The following is an 18,834-nucleotide window of genomic DNA, read 5'->3' on the forward strand; positions in this document are numbered from 1 at the left end:
CTCTTCGCCTCCAGGGCGCAGGCGTAGCTATCGAGGGTCTGTTCCCGAGCGTGGAAGTGGTGATTGCGGATCGCCCAGGCGTTGACCTCAGGCTTCCCGGCTTGGAAGGAGCGGGGGTCTGGTGTCACAGGGCACCGCCAGTCGAACGCAAGCGCAGGGCCATAGCGACCTTCTCGGCACCGCTCAGATGGCCGGCCGCTTGGTTGCATTGAGCATGCGCGAGCAAGAGATTGCTGATGTGGTTGGGACCGCCATGCGCTACTGCGACAAGGTGCTCGACGGTCACGTCACCTTCCAGCGCAGAGCCGCAAAAGAAGCAGTTCGACCCATCGCGGGTGATCAACGCTTCTACCGTCGCACGATCTTTGCGCCGTCCTTTAACCGCCACCGGAGCGAGCGAACCTTTCTGGGCCTCCAGATGCTCGCGAGCCGACAACGCCTCTGCATTCCACGTCTCCCCACGCTTGCCTCGGTAGATCACGCCCACGCCATAGCGGGTGCGAAACCGGGCAATCTCGTAAGGGTTGGTAGGCGCAAGCACTTCGCCCCCAGCTTCGCAAAGCCGGGAAGTGAAGGCCGTAACCGCGCATGGCTTCGACTTGCTCACGCCGCCTGCCTCCGCTCATGCCGCTCAATCCGCAGCTCAGCCAGCTTGACGCGGCCCCACTCACGATAGGCATCGCGCATGTTGGCCTCGCGGTTAGCCGCCCAAGCCTTGTCGAAGGCGATGTCGCCGGTCGCATGTACGCCGACGCTGTTGGCAACGCCGATGATCGGGCGACGATCGTATCGAAACTGCCGGTGGATCATCTCCAGCTCCAGATCGATGCTGGCGCTCGGGTCCGTGCGATACCGCAGGCACATGGCCTCTACTTCGTGGAGACGGGCGATGTCGGCGGTGGTGAGGGTGAACTTAGGCATCGGGTACCTCCGTCCGCGCCGGAGCCTCGACCAACTTCCTGAGACGCCAGGCTTCCGCAGAGATCGAGGAATAGCGCCCTTGCAGGGTGGCTATCTCTGAGAGCCGGGCTTCCTGTCCGCCATTCGGGCAGCGCAGTGCTAAATCGACCGCATAGAGTTGCGCCCGCATCTCGCGGTTCTCGCGCTCCAACATCTGTAGATGCGAGCTTACGTTGAACTCCACGTTCTCGCGCAAGTAGTCCTCGCACGAGTGCATGATCCGCTCGTAGAAGTCCTCGGATGCACGCTTGATGATCGGCTCAAACGCGGCGGGGTCTAGCTGAGCAACAAGCGCTTGCAGTTCGAGCGCGTTCTTGTCGGAAGCGCCCCTCACGTGAAGCTCTCCATCGCCGGCTGAAGGAACCAAGCCATCGCGATCCCGCCTGATATGAAGCTGGCAACGCAGAAGAACGCGATGTCAGCCCAGGTCCAGGGGTGGTCCTGCTGTTGAGGCTCAGAAAGCCATGCAGGGGCTTGGCGGAGGTCGCCTTTGTCGAAGCGGGTCATGCTGCCAACTCCGCGATCAGCGCTGCGATCTGCTCGGTGCAGTTGCGGTTGGAAGGACGCTGTACGAAGCGCGCGAGGACTTCCGGATCCTTGCGGTCCTTGCCCCAGGCGCCGGCGTAGAACTCGATATTGATCGCCTCGAGGCCGGACCTCTCATCAACCAGCGCGTCGATGAACAGATCGACCTCTTCGCGGATCTCGATGAAGGTTGCCGCCGTCAGCGTCGTCTCGAAGTCGGTGCTGGTGGCAGTCCAGGCCATGATGGCTGGCAGCTGCGGGTCGTGCTCGATCGACCAGCCTTTGTAGGGGTGGGCGTTCTGTCGTGTTGCGGTGATCTGCACTGCGGTTCTCCAGGTGCCGGGTGGCTCTGGCCGAGTGGGCTTGGGGCCCACTGGGCTGCTGGAGAACACAATACGGTTATCGTATGCGAGCTGTCAATACGCTTTTCGTATTTCTTTTCGATCAAGCGCGCCGACCCGATTCGGGCTTGATCCGACGTTCTTCATATGTTCCAATTATTAGGTCACAACGAGTCGAGCGGAAGCAATGCGATACGGTTTTAGAGTGGAGCTGTTTGGTCGTCCTCTGGCGCCGATCCGAGACAACATAGACGAGGCGCAGCAAGACGCGGTGCGCCTGAAAATGGGCGACTTCGACGAGGACGGGCGGTTCTATTTGGACGTCGGGGTAGAGCTTCAGCCTAGACCCATCCGCACCGCGAAAGCGGCTTAGGCATCCATCCTGCGTAGATGCTCCGCGCCGATCAGCACGGAGACAACGCGCCCGACGATGTTGATTGGCTCGGATCCTAGAGCGATGCCCTTATGGCTAGGGTCCGTAGAAAGTGGCACGAGACGGGCCGGGTCTTGGACAAAACGCTTGAACGTGAATTCGCCCGCCTCGTTACCGAGGACGTAAAGATCGCCTGCAAACAGATTCTTATCGTTCGGGTCGACGATGACATCGCACCCAAACGGCGCAATCTTGTTCATGCTCTCCCCGTCGACCTCGAGAGCAAACACCCCCTTCGGCAGATTGGCGGGCACCTCAAGGCTTCCTGAGGTTGCGGCCAGGGCTTCACGTAGAGAGCTAGCCGGGACCATGCCGATCCGCGCGATGCGCCTTACAGAAGGGTCTGGCCCTTCGTCCATCCCGAAGTACCGTACTAAGATCGGCATCTCGCGCTGCTGAACCTTGCGTTCCCCCTTGAGCATCTCGCTCACGCGGGCCGGCGCAATGCCCAACTCTTCGGCGATTTCCTTCTGGCGGACTTTGCCCGAAGTGACCCAACGCCTTAGCTCTACGAGGATGTCGTCATGAGTGATCATCGGGCGACAGTGCGAACTTCGTAGTGCGCGGTCGATAACGAACGTCGTATTTTCACTTGCACCTGAGATACGGATATCGTATTTCTCAGGAATGGACACAGTCTCAGACATCCTTGAAGCGCTCGGCGGCGTGACCGTCGTATCGAGCGAGACGGGCATCCCGCTCACCACCGTTCATAGCTGGAAGCGTGCGGGCTACGTGCCGCAGTGGCGCGTTCCGACGCTGCTTCAATTGGCTGAGCGCCGTGGCAAGCCGCTCACGGAAGGAAACTTCCCCAAGCGGCACGCAGCGGCATGAGCGCGCTCCCCCATCACCATGAAGGAACTCGAGTATGCACGGAACTGGTCTGTTCGACTTCTCGCCGCTTGAAACCCGCGTCACGACCTCGTCGGCAAGGATGCGCGCGGACATGTTCCGCCAGCGTCTCGCCGTTGCTTCCGAAAGCGCCAACATTCGCAAGGTACTTGGAGAACCGGTTAGCCCAGTCCTCCAAGCCTATGAACGCCTGTTGCGCGCTCAGGTCGACTTCGCTGAGGCCCAGCTTAAGGTTGGCGAAAAATCTCCTCAACATGATGCAGGGTCCGCTGAACACGTCGATCCAGTGCCGCATCCGTAACCATACCCGCAGAGTAACTGCTCTCCACATTTTGACAGATGTGATCACGCATCTGCTTCCGAATAGCCGGCGAGTAACTGGCTTGAAGGATAGTTTGCAGGATAAGCGTGCAGGCGTCGTTGTGCGCTTCAAGCCGCAAGACGCGTTCTTCCAAGTCCATTCTTCTCTCCGTGCTGGTCTCGACAACCGCACAGTGACCGAAGCTGGCGGGGCTAACAACCCTGCCAGCGGAGGTGTCGCCTGATGCGCACCCCCGAACCCGCAACAGACGGCCAACTCATCGCCCGCCGCTACTTCATCAACCTCCGCAAGCCGGTTCCCCCTGCTCAGCATGGCCATGGCTCGTCGGAGAAGGGGGTGTGAGCGTCCTTGCTACGCTCCTCACCCTCTGGACCCTCGCGTCCATTCCTGCCGGCATCCTGCTCGGCAAGTTCATTCGGTTCGCCAACCCCGGTGAACCCTCGGTGCAGGACGGGCTCAACACCCCCCGCGGCTCGTCCTGCACTCTTCCCGATCCCTTCGCTCATGCAGCGTTTTCTACATCGCAGGTGCAGCAAGATCATGACTGACAGCAACAAAGCGCAACATAATTTGGCCGAGCGCTTGGCCGAAGTCGTCCGCAAGCTCGAGCGCGCCGGTGAGCTGCAAGAGATCGCTCGCAGGGTCGATCAAGAGGTCCGCGATCTGCGCCGGTGGGCCAGTGGCACAACGCTTCCCGGCCACGTTCTGGTGGCGCTGCTGGACGAGCTGCCGCGTCATCACGCCGACTACCTTATCGGCAACACTCGCCTTCGCCTCACCTGCAAGGACACGAGCGAAACGGCCACGGCGTTCCGTGCTGCTGCCGCCACGTCGTCCTTCGTCGCCGAAGTCGCTGAGCGCATGTCCGATGGTGAATGGTGCCATCGCGATGAGGCGGTCGCGAAGGAAAAGGCACGCGAGACGATCACCGAACTCCAGCACTTCGTGGGAGAGTGATCATGAACAAGCCCGGCATCATCACTCGCGGTGTTCGTCTGCGCATGGACGCCCTCGCTGAACTGGTCGCGGACGGCGCTTCACTGGGCGCAGCCGGTGAGGCGCTGAACCTGACCAAGGGCGAGGTCGCCAACGCCTGGCGCAACGTCAAGGCTCAGCTCGGAGCGCAGGCGATATGATCGACGTCCACCACAACAGCGAAGCCATGGCGCGTGTGCTGGTCCAGTATATCGCAGACCCGTTCAAGGTGCGCAGGCTCGTCAAGGCCGAATTCCAGCGCGCTCCGAACATCGACACGATCAAGGCTCTGCGTGCCCGCTTCGAGCGCCCCGCACCCGCGCCGATCAATCACACCTGGGAAATTGATCTGCACTCGGAGCGCATGAAGGCCGCGAACGCCGCCTTTCTGAACGCAATCGAGCGTGCCGGTCGGCAGGTGGTGCGACCATGACGTCTATTCACATAACCGTCCCGGGAACGCCGCAAGGCAAGGGACGCGCTCGTTTCGGCAATGGCCGCACGTACACGCCAGCCAAGACGGTCGCCTACGAAGGTTTGATCGCTCTCGCTGCGGAGCAGGCAATGGGTGCGTGCGAGAAGCTGGAAGGGCCAGTGTTCCTCACGATCACGGCTACTTTCGACATCCCGAAGTCGCGCGCCAAGAAGGTCGCGAAGACCATGGTGAACGGCATTGCTTGGCACACCGCGAAGCCTGACGGGGACAACATCCTCAAGGCAGTGGGCGATGGCTTGAACGGCATCGTTTGGAAGGACGACAGCCAGGTCGCCTTTTCCAAGTGCATGAAGATGTACGGTGAAAAGCCTGGCCTCGATATTCTTGTCGAGGTGCTGCCATGAACGCGTTCGAGCGCCACGGCATCACGCACCTGAGTGCGTCCAGCGTGAACCTGTTCATCGCGCAGCCCGCGCTGTGGGCGTGCTCCTACTTGATAAAGAAGCGCACGGCAGTCGGGCCCGCTGCGCACCGCGGCACCGCAATCGAAGCTGGCGTTGAAGCTGGCTTGTTCGATCCTGAGATGCCGGTCGCCGAGTGCCAGAAGGTCGCCAGTGCCAAGTTCCACTCGCTCACCCGTCTGTCGGCGGATGCGAGGATCGAGAAGGAGCGCGAGACGATCGAGCCATCGGTTGCCGTCGCTCTTGCCGAACTGCGCCAATACGGTGTACCCGAGAAGTCGGCGGACGGTCGCCAACATAAGCTCGAGATCACCATCCCCGGCGTGCCAGTGCCGATCTGGGGCTACCTTGACTTCAACTGGCCTCAGCACGGCATCATCGTCGACCTGAAGACAACAGCTCGCATTCCGAGCGAGATCAGCGACGCGCACGCACGTCAGGGCGCGCTCTACCTGAACCACGGTTCAAACTTGCAGATGCGCTTCGCCTACGTCTCGGCGAAGAAGATCGCGGTCTATGTCCTGGATGATGCGGCTCGCCATCAGGCTGAGTTCGTGCAGGCCGCCCAGGCTATCGAGCGCTTGCTTTCCCTGTCCGACGATAGCGAGGCGCTGACCCGCTGCTTCGCGCCAGATCTGTCCAGCTTTTACTGGGGCGACGCTAGCGCGCGCCGCCTCGCTCACGAGATCTGGGGAGCCTCCCCCGATAGCGCGCCGCTCGCTCTCCAAGCGGCATCCTAAGCAGAGAATGAGGAACTAGATTATGGCTTTCATGAGCAACCCCAACAGCGGCGGCGAAGGCAACTTCAAGGTCTACGTCAAGTACAACGCCAAGGCGGGCCGCTGGTACACGAAGAAGGACGAGAAGGACGCGCCCGAGTTCGAGGTCACCAACATGACCGCGATCTTCGACATGGAGAACATCCGCACCGGGTGGTTCCTGTTCGCGGCGGGCGTTGCTCCAGCGAAGACCTATGACCCTTCGCTCTCGCAGGCTGCGGCCAAGCCTGGCGACGGTTTCAAGCGCGGCTTCGAGCTCGACGTGTTCAGCGAGAAGAACCTGCTGGGCGTGCGCGAGTTCTCGTCGACTGCCGGCGTGGTGATTGAGGCGATGAACGCGCTTCACGATCACTGGGAAGCCGAGAAGGGCGCCAACCCGGGCAAGCTGCCGGTCGTGAAGTGCGCCGGTGTCGCTCCGATCGTCGGCTCGCATGGCACCAACTACCAGCCTCAGCTGGAGATCGTTGGGTGGGCTGACCGTCCGGCTGATCTGAACGGTTCGGCACCAGCTGCCACGCCTGCTGCTGCTCCGGCACCGGCCCCCGCTGCAAAGGCTGAACACGCTCCACCGCCTGCCGCTCGTGCCCCTGAGCCGGCCACCGCAGACGACGTAGAGTTCTGATCGGACGGGAGCCGGCGTTCCTAGGCACCGGCTCCCTCCACCGCAGCACAAGTGAATGAGGACTGACGTGGCCACAGTGGTGCAGTCGATGATAGAACCGGACGCAGAAGCGATCAAAGCGCATCTGTGCGTCCTGTTCGAGCCCTGCTCGGAGCACTATCCGCAGGGCCTCATCGAGTTGCGCTATGGGCAGGACAAGCCCAATCAATCGACCTACTTCGCCAGCAACGAGAACGGCATTGCAGATGCCGTCTCGTTTGCTGCGAACCGCAGCCGCGAAGGCTGCAACGTCTACGTCGGCGTCAACCCCCGCAAGCCCACCACCAGGGGTTCGGCGGAGGACACCGATGTAGCTGTTGCGTTCTGGCAGTTCGCCGATCTCGATAGCGTCGAAGCCGTCGATCAGGCCGGTCGCCGCATGAAGGCGCTACCGCCGACCATGACGGTCACGACCGGCACGGAACCGCATCGTCGTCCGCACCTGTACTGGAAGCTGGAAGAGCCGGTCGGCAACATGCCGGCCTGGACCGAGCGCCAGCGTGGCATCGCGCAATCGTTCGATGGCGATGCGGTGATCAACCCTTCGCGCATCATGCGCCTTGCAGGCACCGTGAACTATCCGCCTCGGCATAAGCTCGAACGCGGTTATCGCATGGAGCTCACAAGCCTGCGCACGCAGTTCAGCGATGAGCGCGAGCCCGTCTCTCCTGAGCAGATCAGCACTGCCTATCCGATGCGTGAAAAAGCGGGGGATCCCCACCTTTTACAGCAAGACGGGCAGAGCACCCTGCAGGCCATGCGCCGCACTCAGGTGCAAGACCTAATTGATGCCTGTCTCCGTGGCGATGCCTGGCACAACCACATGATCCGGCTCGTTGCGCACCTTGCGTACAATGGCAGGACTTCAGCGGAGATCCTTGCCCTCGCTGATCACATCACCCTTCCGGGCTATAGCGTCGATCAGACGCGACGGGAGATGAACACGGCACTGGAAGGTGCCCGGGCTAAGTGGGCACTGCCAGAGCCAGAAGACAGCGTAGAGGTCAGCGAGGCCAAGCGCGAGGCTGAGACTAGCCTCGACGTTATAGACGCATTCGATTTCGAAGAGTCCGCCATCCCGGTTCGCCCTTGGATCATTCCGGGCGTCATGTTGGCGGGCTACACACACATGTTGGTGGCGCCGGGCGGCTCGGGCAAATCGCTGTTCACGCTGCAGCTTGGCATCACGCTGGCCACCGGAGCGGAATGGGGAGGATGGGCGCCGCGCAAGCGTGTGCGTACTCTCATCGTGAATGTCGAGGATGACATCGACGAACAACGCCGCAGATTGTCGGCTGCGCGTAACGTGATGAAGCCCGATGAGGCTCTTCTGCCCGGCATGATGCACCTGATCCGCAACGCGGAGAGCATTGTGGTCGCCAAGAGTGACCCAACCCGCAAGGCTGTCGTCTCAACGCCCATCGTCGAAACCCTGAAGCGCTACATCATTGAGAATGAAATCGGTGCTTTGATTGTCGACCCGTTCGCGGAAACGTTCGAGGGCGACGAAAACAGCAACAGCGAAGTCAAGTGGGCTATGCGGATTTGGCGCGACGAGATTGCTCGTCCGACTGGCTGCGCCGTCTATCTCGTCCATCACACGACGAAGTACGCCAACGCTGGCGCAGGCGATGCCAATGTCGTTCGCGGCGCAGGCGCGATCGTCAACAGCACCCGTATCTCCGCCACATTAATGCCGATGACTCAGGATGAGGCAAAGCTGCTTGGGATCGATCCCGAGAAGCGCAACCGGTACGTTCGTTACGATGATGCGAAGGCAAATCAGAGCCTTCTCTCTGGCAAGGCCCACTGGTTCGAGAAGATCAGCGTCGAGATCGCAAACGGTACTGGCCTGACCCAGGCTGATGAGGTCGGCGCTCTCGCGCCATGGACGCCGCCAGACGCCTTCAATGACATCAGTACGCACCACATCAAGATCGCACTGGAGCGCATCAGCAGGGGCATGGAGGGAGAGGACGGGGCGCCTACGGGTGAACGCTTCTCGCTCCATAAGGCTGGCAGCACGGGCAAACGCTGGGCTGGGAATGTGCTGATCGAATGCTTTGGTGTGGAAGCGCCAGTCGCCACCAAGATGCTCAAAACTTGGGTGGAGAATGGGGTCATCAGTGAGCTTGAATATGATGATCCAGTCCAGCGGAAGAAGCGCAACGGCGTCACCGTAGACATGCGGGCCGTCAATCAGATGGGGTTCGGAGCGTGAGCGTCGCGGGCCAGCTAGACCTGTTTGCGCCATTGCCAAAATCCAATGGCGCACCAATGGCGCAGATGGCGCAAAATAATTCTGAGGAAGGGGGATTGCGCCATTGCGCCATTTGGGGTAGCGCTCAAGGCGCTAACCCGGCAAAGGCGCTCAATGGCGCGGCCACCCACCCTTCCGAAGGGGATGGCGCAAACCCTGCTCCTGGGTTCCTGCATACACCAGCCACGATCCAGGAATCGCTCATCGCTTTGAGCGAGATACGCGCCCGCCTGCAGCCATCAATCGACGCATACACAAGCACGATGCGGGGCATCCGTGAGCGGTTGCAGATGCACCATGAGCAGCACGGAATGAGCTGCGGCGAAATCGAACGCCGCAAGCGGCTCAACATGCACGATGAGATCATCACGTGCTGCGAGAAGCACGGGAAGAACGTGATCGCATACCGTGAGAACAAGAAGGCAATCGATGCCTTGGTTCGCGCTCTGGAAAATCAGCAAACAGAAAAGAGGAAGCGCTAATGGCTACTCACGCACCAGCCTTACCGCCAGCGACGACGCACAGCCTGTCACTCTTGCTGCGGGATATAGCCTCATCGGTGGATGAGCGGGCCCGGGGCTGCAATCGGCGTTGGGGCTACAACCGGCTTCCGCACCTGGTGCCGATCGAGTGGCTGGAGAAGTTCCGCCGTCAGAAGCTCAAGTGGCAACAGGCCTGTTACGACGCCACGCCGTTCCCGACGCAGGAGTTGATCGACGTCGCGCGCACCCAGGCCAACGCCATGTTGCGAGCCTACGACAAGCTCGAGGCCCTGGCCGAGGAAGCGGGACACACGTCGCTGCCGGCGTACCAGTGGGAGTTCGAGCTATCGGACGGCACGCCGGTGATACTGGTGCGGGAGCGGGCAGAACTGTGCCGCGTGGATGCTGGTGGACGTCAGTGCCAGGTGTGGGCGCTCGAGGAAGTCGCCGACATCATCGAGAAGTTTCCGATCCTGGTGAAGGCCAAGGACTGCTTCCCGGGCGCCGAGATCATTCCGATGAAGACCGACAAGCTGGTCATCGGCGCGCTCGACGATGCGCTCACGGATCTGCCGTTCTGATGACCGCCAAAGACGCCACCCATCAAGCAGGGATGAGAGGAGAGGGAGCATGAAGCGCTACCGGACGCCTGCCGCGAAGCCCGGCGAGGTAAAGATCGTCTACGGCAAGGCAGATCGCTACGACGCGCCCGACCTGTGCGCGGTCTGGGGCGGCCAGGGTGCCGACAAGTGCGATGCGCGCATGGTGATGACCGCCATGACCGAGAAGCGCCGTGGTTACTCTCTAACGAAGATGGCGGCTGAAGAACGCCCGTCGTTGGTCGAGGAACTTGAGGCGCGCGGCTACGACATCACCACGCTGAAGTTCTCCATCCAGCGCAAGCCCACCCCCAACGAAAGCAGCCCACACCATGGCTGAGCAGAGCGAGATCGAACCTGATGCCGAAGTCATGGCTCTGGTTCATGCCATTGAAGACGCTGGCCGGGGCTACAACATCAGCCTGACCAAGCTTGTCGATGGTATGACCGAGTACACGATGGTCTACCGCGGCAACACCACCGTGCACGACGACATCGACGACGCCCACGAACTTCGCCAGCGCCTGGCCGAGCAGGAGAAGGCCGAAGCGGCGGCTCGCATCCTTGAACAGGTCCGCATCGCTGCCCGCGAGAGAGCGATAGAGGAATGCGCGAAGGTGGCTGATGGTTCATTCGCAGCCAACAAGCAGGCAGAGCAACGCTATCTGGCATCGGCGAGCAACGCTGACAGCACCTCTGGCCGCGATGTTGATCTGGAGTATGCCGTCTCGTCTGGTCGTCGGGCAAACGGAGACAAGGCTATCGCCACCGCCATCCGCTCCCTCAACACCCCACCCAAGCTGAAGGAGGCGTAGATGGCTAGAGGACAAGGAGAACGTTCAATGCTACAAGCACAGCATGCAAGCGAAGTGGTGGCTCCAGGCGTTGGTCGGTGGAACATGGAACCGCATCTACGGCCGGCATCTGCGCTGGCAGCGGCCCAAGCGTCCGGTGAACGAGAATGAGCGTCGGGAGGCCTAGCAGCTACCTGCCTGAGTACTGCGAGAAGGTGCGCGAACTTGGCCGCGAGGGATGTTCCGTGGTCGAGATGGCGGCTGAGATCGGTGTGTCGCGTGCCACGTTGGAGGCGAACTGGCCCGCTGCTCATCCGGAGTTTCTAGAAGCCTTGGAAGAAGCTCGCGATCTCAGCCAGGCATGGTGGGAGAAACAGGGGCGCATGAACCTAACCGCGGACAAGTTCCAGGCTTCGCTGTACAGCCGCTCGATGGCGGCTCGCTTCCCTGCGGATTGGCGCGAGAGCAAGCAGATCGAGCACAAGGGCGGTGTGACCGTAACCGCCGGCGAGCATGACACAGACCTTTAAGCTCACCCCTAAGCAGCTGGAGGCGCAGGCGATATGCGCCGGGCCTGCTAAGCACGTAATGCTGTTCGGCGGCTCACGCTCGGGCAAGACGTTCCTGCATGTGCGCAACGTCATCATGCGTGCGTTGAAGGCGGCGAACAGCCGTCATGCGATCTTCCGGTTCAGGTTCAACGCGATCAAAGCGTCAATCGTGCTCGATACCTTCCCCAAGGTCATGCGCCTTGCTTTCCCTGGAGTGCCGTACAAGCTCGACAAGACCGATTGGTATGCGACGCTGCCGAATGGGGCAGAGATTTGGTTCGCAGGCCTGGACGACGCCGAGAGAGCCGAGAAGGTGCTCGGCATGGAGTTCGCCACGATCTACTTCAACGAGTGCTCGCAGATCCCCTACGTGTCGCTGCAAACAGCTCTCACGCGTCTTGCGCAGCAAGTGGAGCAGGAGATCAGTGGCGCACGCAAGCCACTGCGCCCGCGAGTGTTCTACGACGAGAACCCCCCTTCGAAGGCTCATTGGTCGTTCCGGCAGTTCATCCAGAAGATAGACCCCGAGACGAAGCAGGAGTTGGTCAATCCCGGCGACTATGCGTCGTTCAAGATCAACCCGAACGACAACCGCGAGAACGTGGCAGACGACTACCTGCAGACGCTCTCCACCATGTCAGCCCGCATGCGTCGCCGATTCCTCGATGGTGAGTTCGGCGAAGCTGTTGCTGGCGCGCTGTTCACGGACGAGATGATCGAGACATGGCGCGTTACAGATGGCCGGGTGCCTGACATGGTGCGCATCGTGGTGGGCGTTGACCCGTCCGGCGCCGGCGACGAAGAAAACGCGGACAATGACGCGATCGGCATCGTCGCTGCCGGCCTCGGTGTAGACGGTAACTGCTACGTGCTCGAAGATGCGACGGTGAAAGCGGGGCCAATGACGTGGGGGCGTGTGGCTACATCGCTGTTCGATCGCCACCAGGCTGATGCTGTGGTTGGCGAGACGAACTATGGTGGCGCCATGGTCAATCACGTGATCCAGACCGCCAGGCCGCGCACCAGCTTTCGGCAGGTCACCGCGACGCGCGGCAAGGTGGTTCGTGCTGAGCCGTTCTCAGCGTTGTACGAGCAAGGCAAGGTTCGGCATGTCGGCCGGTTCAACGAACTTGAGGACGAGCTGACCGCGTTCACGACGTATGGCTATGTCGGAGGCGACAGCCCGAACCGCGCCGATGCGCTTATCTGGTGCCTTGCTGAGCTATTCCCCAGCGTGGTCAAGCCGCGGAAGGAGCCGCCGAAGCCTGTAGCGGTCCCCACGATGGCGTCGGCATTTGCGAGGAGGTAATGATGGATGACGAAACAGTGGCGGCTTGGAGCGCGCTGACCAGAGAAAAGCCTTGCTGTGCGCCGACTGACGAAGCGCAGAGCTTGGCCCAAGTGATGCGCCAGGCTGCTGACGAATGGCTTTCAGAGATCGGAACCATTGAGAGGTCAGCTGACGGGAAGCGCGACGCATATGTCGTTATGGCCGAAGCGGCTCTTGTCTGGATGGCAGAGTAACGGTATCTAAATACCGTTCCGGACCGCACCTCCGGGCATAACAGCCGAGGTGCGCCTAGTGAATACCAGCGATCAAGCCCTGCTCGACAAGGCCCTGCGCCAGTTCGACGAGAACACCAGCGAGACGCTGGCCGAACGCGCGCTTGCCCTGCAGGATCGCCGCTTCGTGTTCATCGAAGGCGCGCAGTGGGAAGGCGAGATGGGCGAGCAGTTCGAGAACTCGCCTCGGCTGCAGATCAACAAGACCCAGCGCGGTCACGACAAGATCATCAACGACTATCGCGCCAACCGCTTCACGGTGAACTTCCGCCCGGTCGGTGACGAGGGCGATGACGATACGGCCGAACTGCTGAATGGCCTGCTGCATGCCGACATCTACCGCAGCAAGGGCCAGCTCGCGTTCGACAATGCTTTCAGCGAGGGTGCGGCCGGCGGCATGGGTGCTTGGCGCTTGTGCAACGAGTACGAAGACGAGAGCGACGACAAGAACGACCGCCAGCGCATCCGCATCGAGATGATTGCGGACGCCGACCAGTGCGTGTTCTTCGACCGTGCCGCCAAGCTCTACGACAAGTCCGACGCGCGCCATGCCTACGTGCTGAACGCGATGACGCCAGACGCCTTCAAGGAGGAATACGGCGACGATCGGCTCGTCTCGTGGCCGGAGAACATGAAGCTTCCGAGCTTCGACTGGTTCCGCGGCGATGTGGTCTGGGTCGCGGAATACTACGAGGTCGAGCACGTCTCGCGTGAGCTGCGCATCTACACGCGCGATGCGACCGGCGAGGAGTTCCGCTACTGGACCGAGGACATGGCGGAGGGCCAGGACGACGACCTGAAGACCCGCGGTTTCACGCGCCGCACCCGCAAGATCAAGCGCAAGCGGGTCCACAAATGGATACTGAGCGGGGCTGAGGTTCTGGAGGACTGCGGGTTCATCGCTGGCGAGCGCATCCCCATTGTGCCGTTCTACGGCAAGCGCGTGGTCATCGACAACGTGGAGCGCTTCAAGGGTCACGTGCGCGACGCGAAGGACCCGGCGAAGGCGTACAATGCCCAGGTCAGCAAGCTGATCGAGACGGCCAGCCTTGCGCCGCGTGAGGTGCCGATCTTTGCGCCCGAGCAGATGGAGGGCCTGCAAAGCCATTGGGCCAACATGAACATCGAGCGCCATCCGTACGGACTGGCGCACCCGATCACCGATCCTGTAACCGGCGGCATCGTCCAGACCGGGCCTGTCGCCTACGTGAAGCCGCCAGACGTGCCTCCCGCCATGGCTGCGCTTATCCAGATCATGGGCAACGACATCGCCGAGATCACGAACGGCGACGATGGCAGCATGGAGATCAAGTCCAACGTCTCGGGTGAGGCGATGGACATCGCGGCATCTCGCGTCGATGCAAAGTCGTTCATCTACATGGACAACTTCAAGCTCTCCATGCAGGCGTTCGGCGAGATCTACTACTCGCAGGCGAAAGAGGTCTACGTCGAGGAAGGCCGCAAGGTCGAGACGATGGACGAGGATGGCGAGACTGCCGTTGCGACGCTCGGTGAGACCGTGGCCGATCAGAAGACCGGGATTGTCTCGCGCCGCTATGACCTGTCGGTCGGGCGCTTCAACGTCATCGCCGATGTGACCGAGGCAACCGCGACCAGGCGCGACAAGACGGTGCGTACCATGATGACGCTCGCTCAGGCGGCTACCAGCGTGCAGTCGCTCGAGCTGGGCCAAGCCGCTCTGCTAACCGCTGTCAGCAATATGGACGGCGAGGGCATGGGCAAGCTGCAGGACTATGCGCACAAGCTCTCCGTGCAGCTCGGCCTCGACGAGATGACCGCCGAGGAACAGCAAGCCGCTCAAGCCGCCCAGCAGAACGCGCAGCCCGATCCACAGGCCCAGGCGCTTGCTGCTCAGGCTCAGGCTTTGCAGGCGCAGGCGGGCAAGCTCACGGCCGATACGCAGCTGTCGCAGGCCAAGACGGTGCAGACGTTGGCAAGCGCGCAAAAGACCGCCGCCGAATCAGAGCAGATCGCCAACACCCCGGCGCAATTGCCCGATGTCAACACTTTGTTGAGCCAAGCCGCTTGAAGCGCGCATCCCCAAATGGTAACAAGCCGGCGCGCGGGGGCGTAGGAGTGGCCGTATGAGCGCAGAAGACGAACCCCTCGACTTGTCCGAAGAATTGGTGATCGGCGACGCACCTCAGTTCGAGGGCGACGATCCCGCCCCTGAGCAGGATGAGCAGCCCGAAGATGTCGTGATCGCGTTCGCCGATGACGAGGACGACGAGAGCGAGCCCACCCCGCTGGTGAAGCGGCTTCGTGAGCAGATCCGTGAGCGCGACCGCAAGCTGAGCCAGATGCGCCGCTCGCCAGCGCCAGCCAACGATGCCGACCCTGAGCCGCAGGTTCCTGACCGCCCGCGCTCAGTGGCTGATTACGACTACGACGAAGACCAGTTCAACGCCGCGATCGATGCGCACCTCGCCGCCAAGGATGAGCACGCAGCCTGGAAGCAGCGCGAAGAGAAGCGCAAGAGCGCGCGTGGCGAGCAAGAGGCAGAACAGGCCCGCCAGATCGAACAGCAGCGCAAGGCGCTTGGTGTCGGCGATTACGAGGTGAAGGCCGCCGCTGTGCGTGACCGTCTCTCCGACGCGCAGATGGCGATCCTGATCAACGGTGCCGACAACCCGGCCCAGATGATTTACGCGCTCGGCCGCTCCGAAAGCCGGCTCGACATGCTGTGCGGCGAAGAGAACCTGGCCAAGTTCGCCGTGATGCTCGGCAAGATGGAAAAGGACATCAAGGTGACGAAGAAGACGGCACCGACGCCTGAGAGCCGTGTCCGCGGTGCTTCTGGACCCATGAACATCGGCGGCGATAAGCAGCTTGAGAAGCTGGAGAAGGAAGCGGCGCGCACTGGCGACCGCACCAAGCTCATCCAGTACCGCCAGACCCTCAAGACCCGCGCAGCGTAAGGAACACAGACCATGCCACTCGACCGTGAACTTTCGCCCGCTGAGATCGTGCACGCCAAGATGGCAGGCATTCCGGCGGATCGTCCTGGCTTGCTCAGTGACTACCCCAAGATGCTCTACCGCAAGGGCAAGCCGGAGATCGGCCAGCACAGCCTTGTATCGGATAGCATCGGTGGGCTCTCGTCGCTGCCAATCGCCGGCCATGACGGCGTGACCACGCTGGTCGTCGACGGCCCGGATGATGAGCTGGCTGCGCTGGAAGATGGCTGGCACGCGTCTCTCACCGCAGCCACGGCACCGCCGGCGAAGAAGATCGCAGCATGACCACCAAGCGCCAACTCATCGAGCAGATGTTCGTCGAGTGCGGCGTAAACGGTTGGGAGTACGACATCCAACCGGAGGAGAAGCAGAAGGCGCTCACCCGGTTGGATGCGCTCATGGCTGAACTGGCGGGCCGTGGCATGGCACTGGGCTATAACGCGCCCGACGAGATCGGCGGCGGCGACCTGGACGATGAACTCGGTGTGCCCGATCAGGCGTTCTATGGTTTGGCTGTGCTCGGTGCTGAACGCCTGTCGCCTACGATGGGCAAGACGCAGAGCGTTGCGACCCGCCAGGCGCTCACCGCAGCGATGAAGGCAGTGCGCTCGGCCGCGCTTGTGCTCGTGCCCGATCAGGCAGTCGGCAACATGCGTGTGGGCTCTGGTAATCGCTGGTGGTTCGGACGCTGACATGCGTATCCCCATCGTCTCAGGCATTAAGACCAACGAGCACGGCGACTTCTTGAACAGCTATCCGGTGAACCGTGAGCCTGTGTTGAAGGACACCGGCGTTTCGGACGGCTATCTGGCGTGCCCTCCCGGAATTACCCAGGTCGGCACTGGCCCCGGCCCTGATCGCGGCGGCATCGCATGGAACAACAGGTGCTTCCGTGTGATGGGCACGAAGCTCGTCATGATCACGTCCGAGTGGGTTGTGCGGGTGCTTGGTGATGTTGGCGCCGGCGACATTTGCTCCTTGAGCTACAGCTTCGACAACCTGATCGTGAACAGCGGCGATCGCCTCTACTACTGGAACGATGCCTATGGCCTTCGTCAGGTAGATGACCCTGACCTTGGCGCGGTGATCGATGCGCAGTGGATCGACGGCTACACGATGACCACGGACGGCGCCTACGTCGTGGTGACTGACCTGAACGACCCGATGAGCGTCAACCCGCTGCGGTACGGCTCCAGCGAGGAATCGCCCGACCCTGTAACGGGCCTCGGTCATCAGCATGGCGAGGGCTACGTCTTCAACCGCTATACCATCCAGGTGATCCAGAACGTCGGCGGGCTCGGCTTCCCGTTCCAGACCGTGAAGACAGCCACCATTCCGTATGGGTGCGTCGGCCCCCAGGCTAAGTGCAAGTTCCTGGGCACCTATGCCTTCTGCGGGGGTGATGAGGGCTCTGCGCCAGGGATCTACCTCATGGGCGCTGGTGACGCGAGCAAGATCAGCTCGGGCGAGGTGGATGCCGACTTGGCCGCGCTCAGCCCGGGTGATCTCACCAAGGTCTGGCTCGAGCCGCGATCGGTGGCGGACGAGCAGCGCTTGATCGTGCACCTCCCGACGCGCTCGTGGGGCTTCGCCTCGCAAGTCGCTCGCAGATCATCGGTCAAGACGTGGAGCGTCTATGTGTCGGGGACGACCGATGCTGCACCGTATCAGGGCCGCGGCGCCGTCTACTGCTACGGCAAGTGGATCGTCGGTTCGCAGGATGGCAAGATCGGCGTTCTGGACACTGCGACGGCCCAGCATTTCGGACAGGACGTGATGTGGCGCTTCGATACCACGCTGCTGTACAATGAAAGCAACGGCGGGCTCGTTCACGAGCTGGAACTGATCGGCACGCCGGGGCGCGGGAACGCCGACAGCCGAGTGCTATTCAGCTACACCAAGGACGGCGAAACCTGGTCGGTGGAGCGTCCTACATCATCGGGCAAGCTGGGCGAACGCCGCAAGCGCGTGACCTGGCGTCCTGGCATTCGCTTCGAGCAGTACATGGGCCTGCGCTTCCGTGGCGCTGATGGCTCGCTGATGGGAGTGGCACGTCTCGAAGCGCAGATCGAAGGGCTCGCTTGATGGATGCCATGAAGACGCGCCAGCTGCCGCGCTCGGACATCGGTGCCTTCATCGGATCACCCCGCGGCGTGCGCGCGTTCGAGGATCTCCAGGGCGATACGGCGCAGATCTACAAGGCGGTGAACGAAACGAGCTTTTTGACGATCGAGGACTCGCCGTCCACCGGTTCCGAGCGCAAGTTCACGCCAGTGGCCGGCGATCTGGTAGGTGAGGATGGCGGCGCGAACACCACGTACAGCCTGTCCTTGGCAGAAGTGGGGATCACCGCCGGCGGTTACGGAGATGAGGCCAGCACGATCAAGGTCACAGTCGATGCGAAGGGTCGCGTGACCAATGTGGATGTGTTCGACCTCAACACCGACAACGTGACCGAGGGTCTGACGAACCTGTTCTACACGAACGCGCGTGCTCGGGCGGCGCTGAGCGATGGAGTGGGGATCGACTACGACGCTGACACCGGCGAGATCTCGCTCGACACCGACGATGATCGCAACGTTGATCACTCCTCGGTCAGCATTATTGCGGGCGCGGGCCTTACCGGCGGCGGGACGATTGAAGAGAGCCGAACGATCGACCTGGAGGCCATCGGCGCACCCGGCACTTATGCCAATCCGACCTCGATTACGATCGATCAGTATGGGCGCGTGACCGCCATAGCTTGACCGGGAAGCGGTACAATGATACCGCTCTAGCCTACGGGCAGTCAAAGAGCGGCGCCGGCTCATCCTGAACGAAGGTTCGGACCCTGAGCGCGCTCCTGTCTCTCTCACGCGATGC

The 18,834-nt window shown here is 61.8% G+C and carries 29 protein-coding genes; 23 read left to right on the forward strand and 6 right to left on the reverse strand.

Annotated elements, in window-relative coordinates; genetic code table 11:
* Window positions 1–124 precede the first annotated feature (124 nt).
* The 6 genes from HNO88_RS01410 to HNO88_RS22805 all read right to left on the reverse strand — a co-directional run bounded on the left by HNO88_RS01410 (window position 125) and on the right by HNO88_RS22805 (window position 2,894).
* Window positions 125–487: an HNH endonuclease gene (locus tag HNO88_RS01410; protein ID WP_312856971.1), complete on the reverse strand. Its 363-nt coding sequence runs from the start codon at window positions 485–487 to the stop codon at window positions 125–127.
* Between the two features lie 116 nt (window positions 488–603).
* Window positions 604–921 carry a hypothetical protein gene (locus HNO88_RS01415; RefSeq protein WP_184242013.1) on the reverse strand — a complete coding sequence of 106 codons (318 nt, stop codon included), beginning with the start codon at window positions 919–921 and terminating at the stop codon, window positions 604–606.
* A complete protein-coding gene (locus HNO88_RS01420) occupies window positions 914–1,294 on the reverse strand; it encodes a hypothetical protein (protein ID WP_184242015.1) in 381 nt (126 codons plus the stop codon). The genes HNO88_RS01415 and HNO88_RS01420 overlap by 8 nt, the downstream gene beginning before the upstream one ends.
* Window positions 1,291–1,467: a hypothetical protein gene (locus HNO88_RS01425; RefSeq protein ID WP_184242017.1), complete on the reverse strand. Its 177-nt coding sequence runs from the start codon at window positions 1,465–1,467 to the stop codon at window positions 1,291–1,293. Before HNO88_RS01425 ends, HNO88_RS01420 begins: the two co-directional genes overlap by 4 nt.
* The gene (locus HNO88_RS01430) at window positions 1,464–1,808 is read right to left on the reverse strand and encodes a hypothetical protein (protein ID WP_184242019.1); all 345 of its coding nucleotides are present in this window, start codon (window positions 1,806–1,808) and stop codon (window positions 1,464–1,466) included. The genes HNO88_RS01425 and HNO88_RS01430 overlap by 4 nt, the downstream gene beginning before the upstream one ends.
* A gap of 387 nt (window positions 1,809–2,195) precedes the next feature.
* Window positions 2,196–2,894, reverse strand: coding sequence for a LexA family protein (locus HNO88_RS22805; RefSeq protein WP_184242021.1), 699 nt, complete (start codon window positions 2,892–2,894; stop codon window positions 2,196–2,198).
* On the opposite strand from HNO88_RS22805, the gene HNO88_RS01440 reads away from it, so the two are divergent.
* From HNO88_RS01440 to HNO88_RS01550, 23 genes are all read left to right on the forward strand, one after another.
* Window positions 2,887–3,093, forward strand: coding sequence for a carph-isopro domain-containing protein (locus tag HNO88_RS01440; RefSeq protein ID WP_184242023.1), 207 nt, complete (start codon window positions 2,887–2,889; stop codon window positions 3,091–3,093). The two genes, HNO88_RS22805 and HNO88_RS01440, sit on opposite strands and share 8 nt — an antisense overlap.
* A 34-nt stretch (window positions 3,094–3,127) precedes the next feature.
* Window positions 3,128–3,412 carry a hypothetical protein gene (locus tag HNO88_RS01445; RefSeq protein WP_184242025.1) on the forward strand — a complete coding sequence of 95 codons (285 nt, stop codon included), beginning with the start codon at window positions 3,128–3,130 and terminating at the stop codon, window positions 3,410–3,412.
* 359 nt (window positions 3,413–3,771) lie between these two features.
* Window positions 3,772–3,981: a hypothetical protein gene (locus HNO88_RS01450; RefSeq protein WP_184242027.1), complete on the forward strand. Its 210-nt coding sequence runs from the start codon at window positions 3,772–3,774 to the stop codon at window positions 3,979–3,981.
* Window positions 3,974–4,390, forward strand: a complete 417-nt coding sequence (locus tag HNO88_RS01455; RefSeq protein WP_184242029.1) for a hypothetical protein — start codon at window positions 3,974–3,976, stop codon at window positions 4,388–4,390. The genes HNO88_RS01450 and HNO88_RS01455 overlap by 8 nt, the downstream gene beginning before the upstream one ends.
* A 2-nt stretch (window positions 4,391–4,392) precedes the next feature.
* Complete coding sequence (locus tag HNO88_RS01460; RefSeq protein ID WP_184242031.1) at window positions 4,393–4,569, forward strand: hypothetical protein; 177 nt, start codon at window positions 4,393–4,395, stop codon at window positions 4,567–4,569.
* Window positions 4,566–4,841 carry a hypothetical protein gene (locus tag HNO88_RS01465; RefSeq protein WP_184242033.1) on the forward strand — a complete coding sequence of 92 codons (276 nt, stop codon included), beginning with the start codon at window positions 4,566–4,568 and terminating at the stop codon, window positions 4,839–4,841. Before HNO88_RS01460 ends, HNO88_RS01465 begins: the two co-directional genes overlap by 4 nt.
* On the forward strand, window positions 4,838–5,248 hold the full coding sequence (locus HNO88_RS01470; protein ID WP_184242035.1) for a RusA family crossover junction endodeoxyribonuclease: 411 nt from the start codon (window positions 4,838–4,840) through the stop codon (window positions 5,246–5,248). The genes HNO88_RS01465 and HNO88_RS01470 overlap by 4 nt, the downstream gene beginning before the upstream one ends.
* Window positions 5,245–6,045: a PD-(D/E)XK nuclease family protein gene (locus HNO88_RS01475; protein ID WP_184242037.1), complete on the forward strand. Its 801-nt coding sequence runs from the start codon at window positions 5,245–5,247 to the stop codon at window positions 6,043–6,045. The genes HNO88_RS01470 and HNO88_RS01475 overlap by 4 nt, the downstream gene beginning before the upstream one ends.
* 22 nt (window positions 6,046–6,067) lie before the next feature.
* Complete coding sequence (locus HNO88_RS01480; RefSeq protein WP_184242039.1) at window positions 6,068–6,706, forward strand: hypothetical protein; 639 nt, start codon at window positions 6,068–6,070, stop codon at window positions 6,704–6,706.
* A gap of 67 nt (window positions 6,707–6,773) precedes the next feature.
* Window positions 6,774–8,966: an AAA family ATPase gene (locus HNO88_RS22810; protein WP_184242041.1), complete on the forward strand. Its 2,193-nt coding sequence runs from the start codon at window positions 6,774–6,776 to the stop codon at window positions 8,964–8,966.
* The gene (locus tag HNO88_RS01490) at window positions 8,963–9,487 is read left to right on the forward strand and encodes a hypothetical protein (protein WP_184242043.1); all 525 of its coding nucleotides are present in this window, start codon (window positions 8,963–8,965) and stop codon (window positions 9,485–9,487) included. The genes HNO88_RS22810 and HNO88_RS01490 overlap by 4 nt, the downstream gene beginning before the upstream one ends.
* Window positions 9,488–9,564: 77 nt before the next feature.
* Window positions 9,565–10,068: a hypothetical protein gene (locus tag HNO88_RS01495; RefSeq protein WP_184242046.1), complete on the forward strand. Its 504-nt coding sequence runs from the start codon at window positions 9,565–9,567 to the stop codon at window positions 10,066–10,068.
* 49 nt (window positions 10,069–10,117) lie between these two features.
* Window positions 10,118–10,426, forward strand: a complete 309-nt coding sequence (locus tag HNO88_RS01500; protein WP_184242047.1) for a hypothetical protein — start codon at window positions 10,118–10,120, stop codon at window positions 10,424–10,426.
* Entirely contained in the window at window positions 10,419–10,901 is a 483-nt protein-coding gene (locus HNO88_RS01505) for a hypothetical protein (protein ID WP_184242050.1), read from the forward strand. Before HNO88_RS01500 ends, HNO88_RS01505 begins: the two co-directional genes overlap by 8 nt.
* Window positions 10,902–11,047: 146 nt before the next feature.
* Entirely contained in the window at window positions 11,048–11,410 is a 363-nt protein-coding gene (locus tag HNO88_RS01510; RefSeq protein ID WP_184242052.1) for a helix-turn-helix domain-containing protein, read from the forward strand.
* Window positions 11,394–12,740, forward strand: coding sequence for a phage terminase large subunit (locus HNO88_RS01515; protein WP_221419765.1), 1,347 nt, complete (start codon window positions 11,394–11,396; stop codon window positions 12,738–12,740). Before HNO88_RS01510 ends, HNO88_RS01515 begins: the two co-directional genes overlap by 17 nt.
* A gap of 2 nt (window positions 12,741–12,742) precedes the next feature.
* Complete coding sequence (locus HNO88_RS01520) at window positions 12,743–12,955, forward strand: hypothetical protein (protein WP_184242054.1); 213 nt, start codon at window positions 12,743–12,745, stop codon at window positions 12,953–12,955.
* Between the two features lie 58 nt (window positions 12,956–13,013).
* Entirely contained in the window at window positions 13,014–15,044 is a 2,031-nt protein-coding gene (locus tag HNO88_RS01525) for a portal protein (protein ID WP_184242056.1), read from the forward strand.
* Window positions 15,045–15,099: 55 nt separating this feature from the next.
* Window positions 15,100–15,933, forward strand: coding sequence for a hypothetical protein (locus HNO88_RS01530; protein ID WP_184242058.1), 834 nt, complete (start codon window positions 15,100–15,102; stop codon window positions 15,931–15,933).
* Window positions 15,934–15,945: 12 nt separating this feature from the next.
* On the forward strand, window positions 15,946–16,257 hold the full coding sequence (locus HNO88_RS01535) for a hypothetical protein (protein WP_184242060.1): 312 nt from the start codon (window positions 15,946–15,948) through the stop codon (window positions 16,255–16,257).
* Window positions 16,254–16,664, forward strand: a complete 411-nt coding sequence (locus tag HNO88_RS01540) for a packaged DNA stabilization gp4 family protein (RefSeq protein ID WP_184242062.1) — start codon at window positions 16,254–16,256, stop codon at window positions 16,662–16,664. Before HNO88_RS01535 ends, HNO88_RS01540 begins: the two co-directional genes overlap by 4 nt.
* Before the next feature lies 1 nt (window position 16,665).
* Window positions 16,666–18,057: a packaged DNA stabilization protein gene (locus HNO88_RS01545; RefSeq protein WP_184242064.1), complete on the forward strand. Its 1,392-nt coding sequence runs from the start codon at window positions 16,666–16,668 to the stop codon at window positions 18,055–18,057.
* The gene (locus tag HNO88_RS01550) at window positions 18,057–18,719 is read left to right on the forward strand and encodes a hypothetical protein (protein WP_221419766.1); all 663 of its coding nucleotides are present in this window, start codon (window positions 18,057–18,059) and stop codon (window positions 18,717–18,719) included. Before HNO88_RS01545 ends, HNO88_RS01550 begins: the two co-directional genes overlap by 1 nt.
* The last annotated feature ends 115 nt before the right edge of the window (window positions 18,720–18,834 follow it).

The sequence above is a fragment of the Novosphingobium chloroacetimidivorans genome, assembly GCF_014204535.1.
Classification (GTDB): Bacteria; Pseudomonadota; Alphaproteobacteria; order Sphingomonadales; family Sphingomonadaceae; genus Novosphingobium; species Novosphingobium chloroacetimidivorans.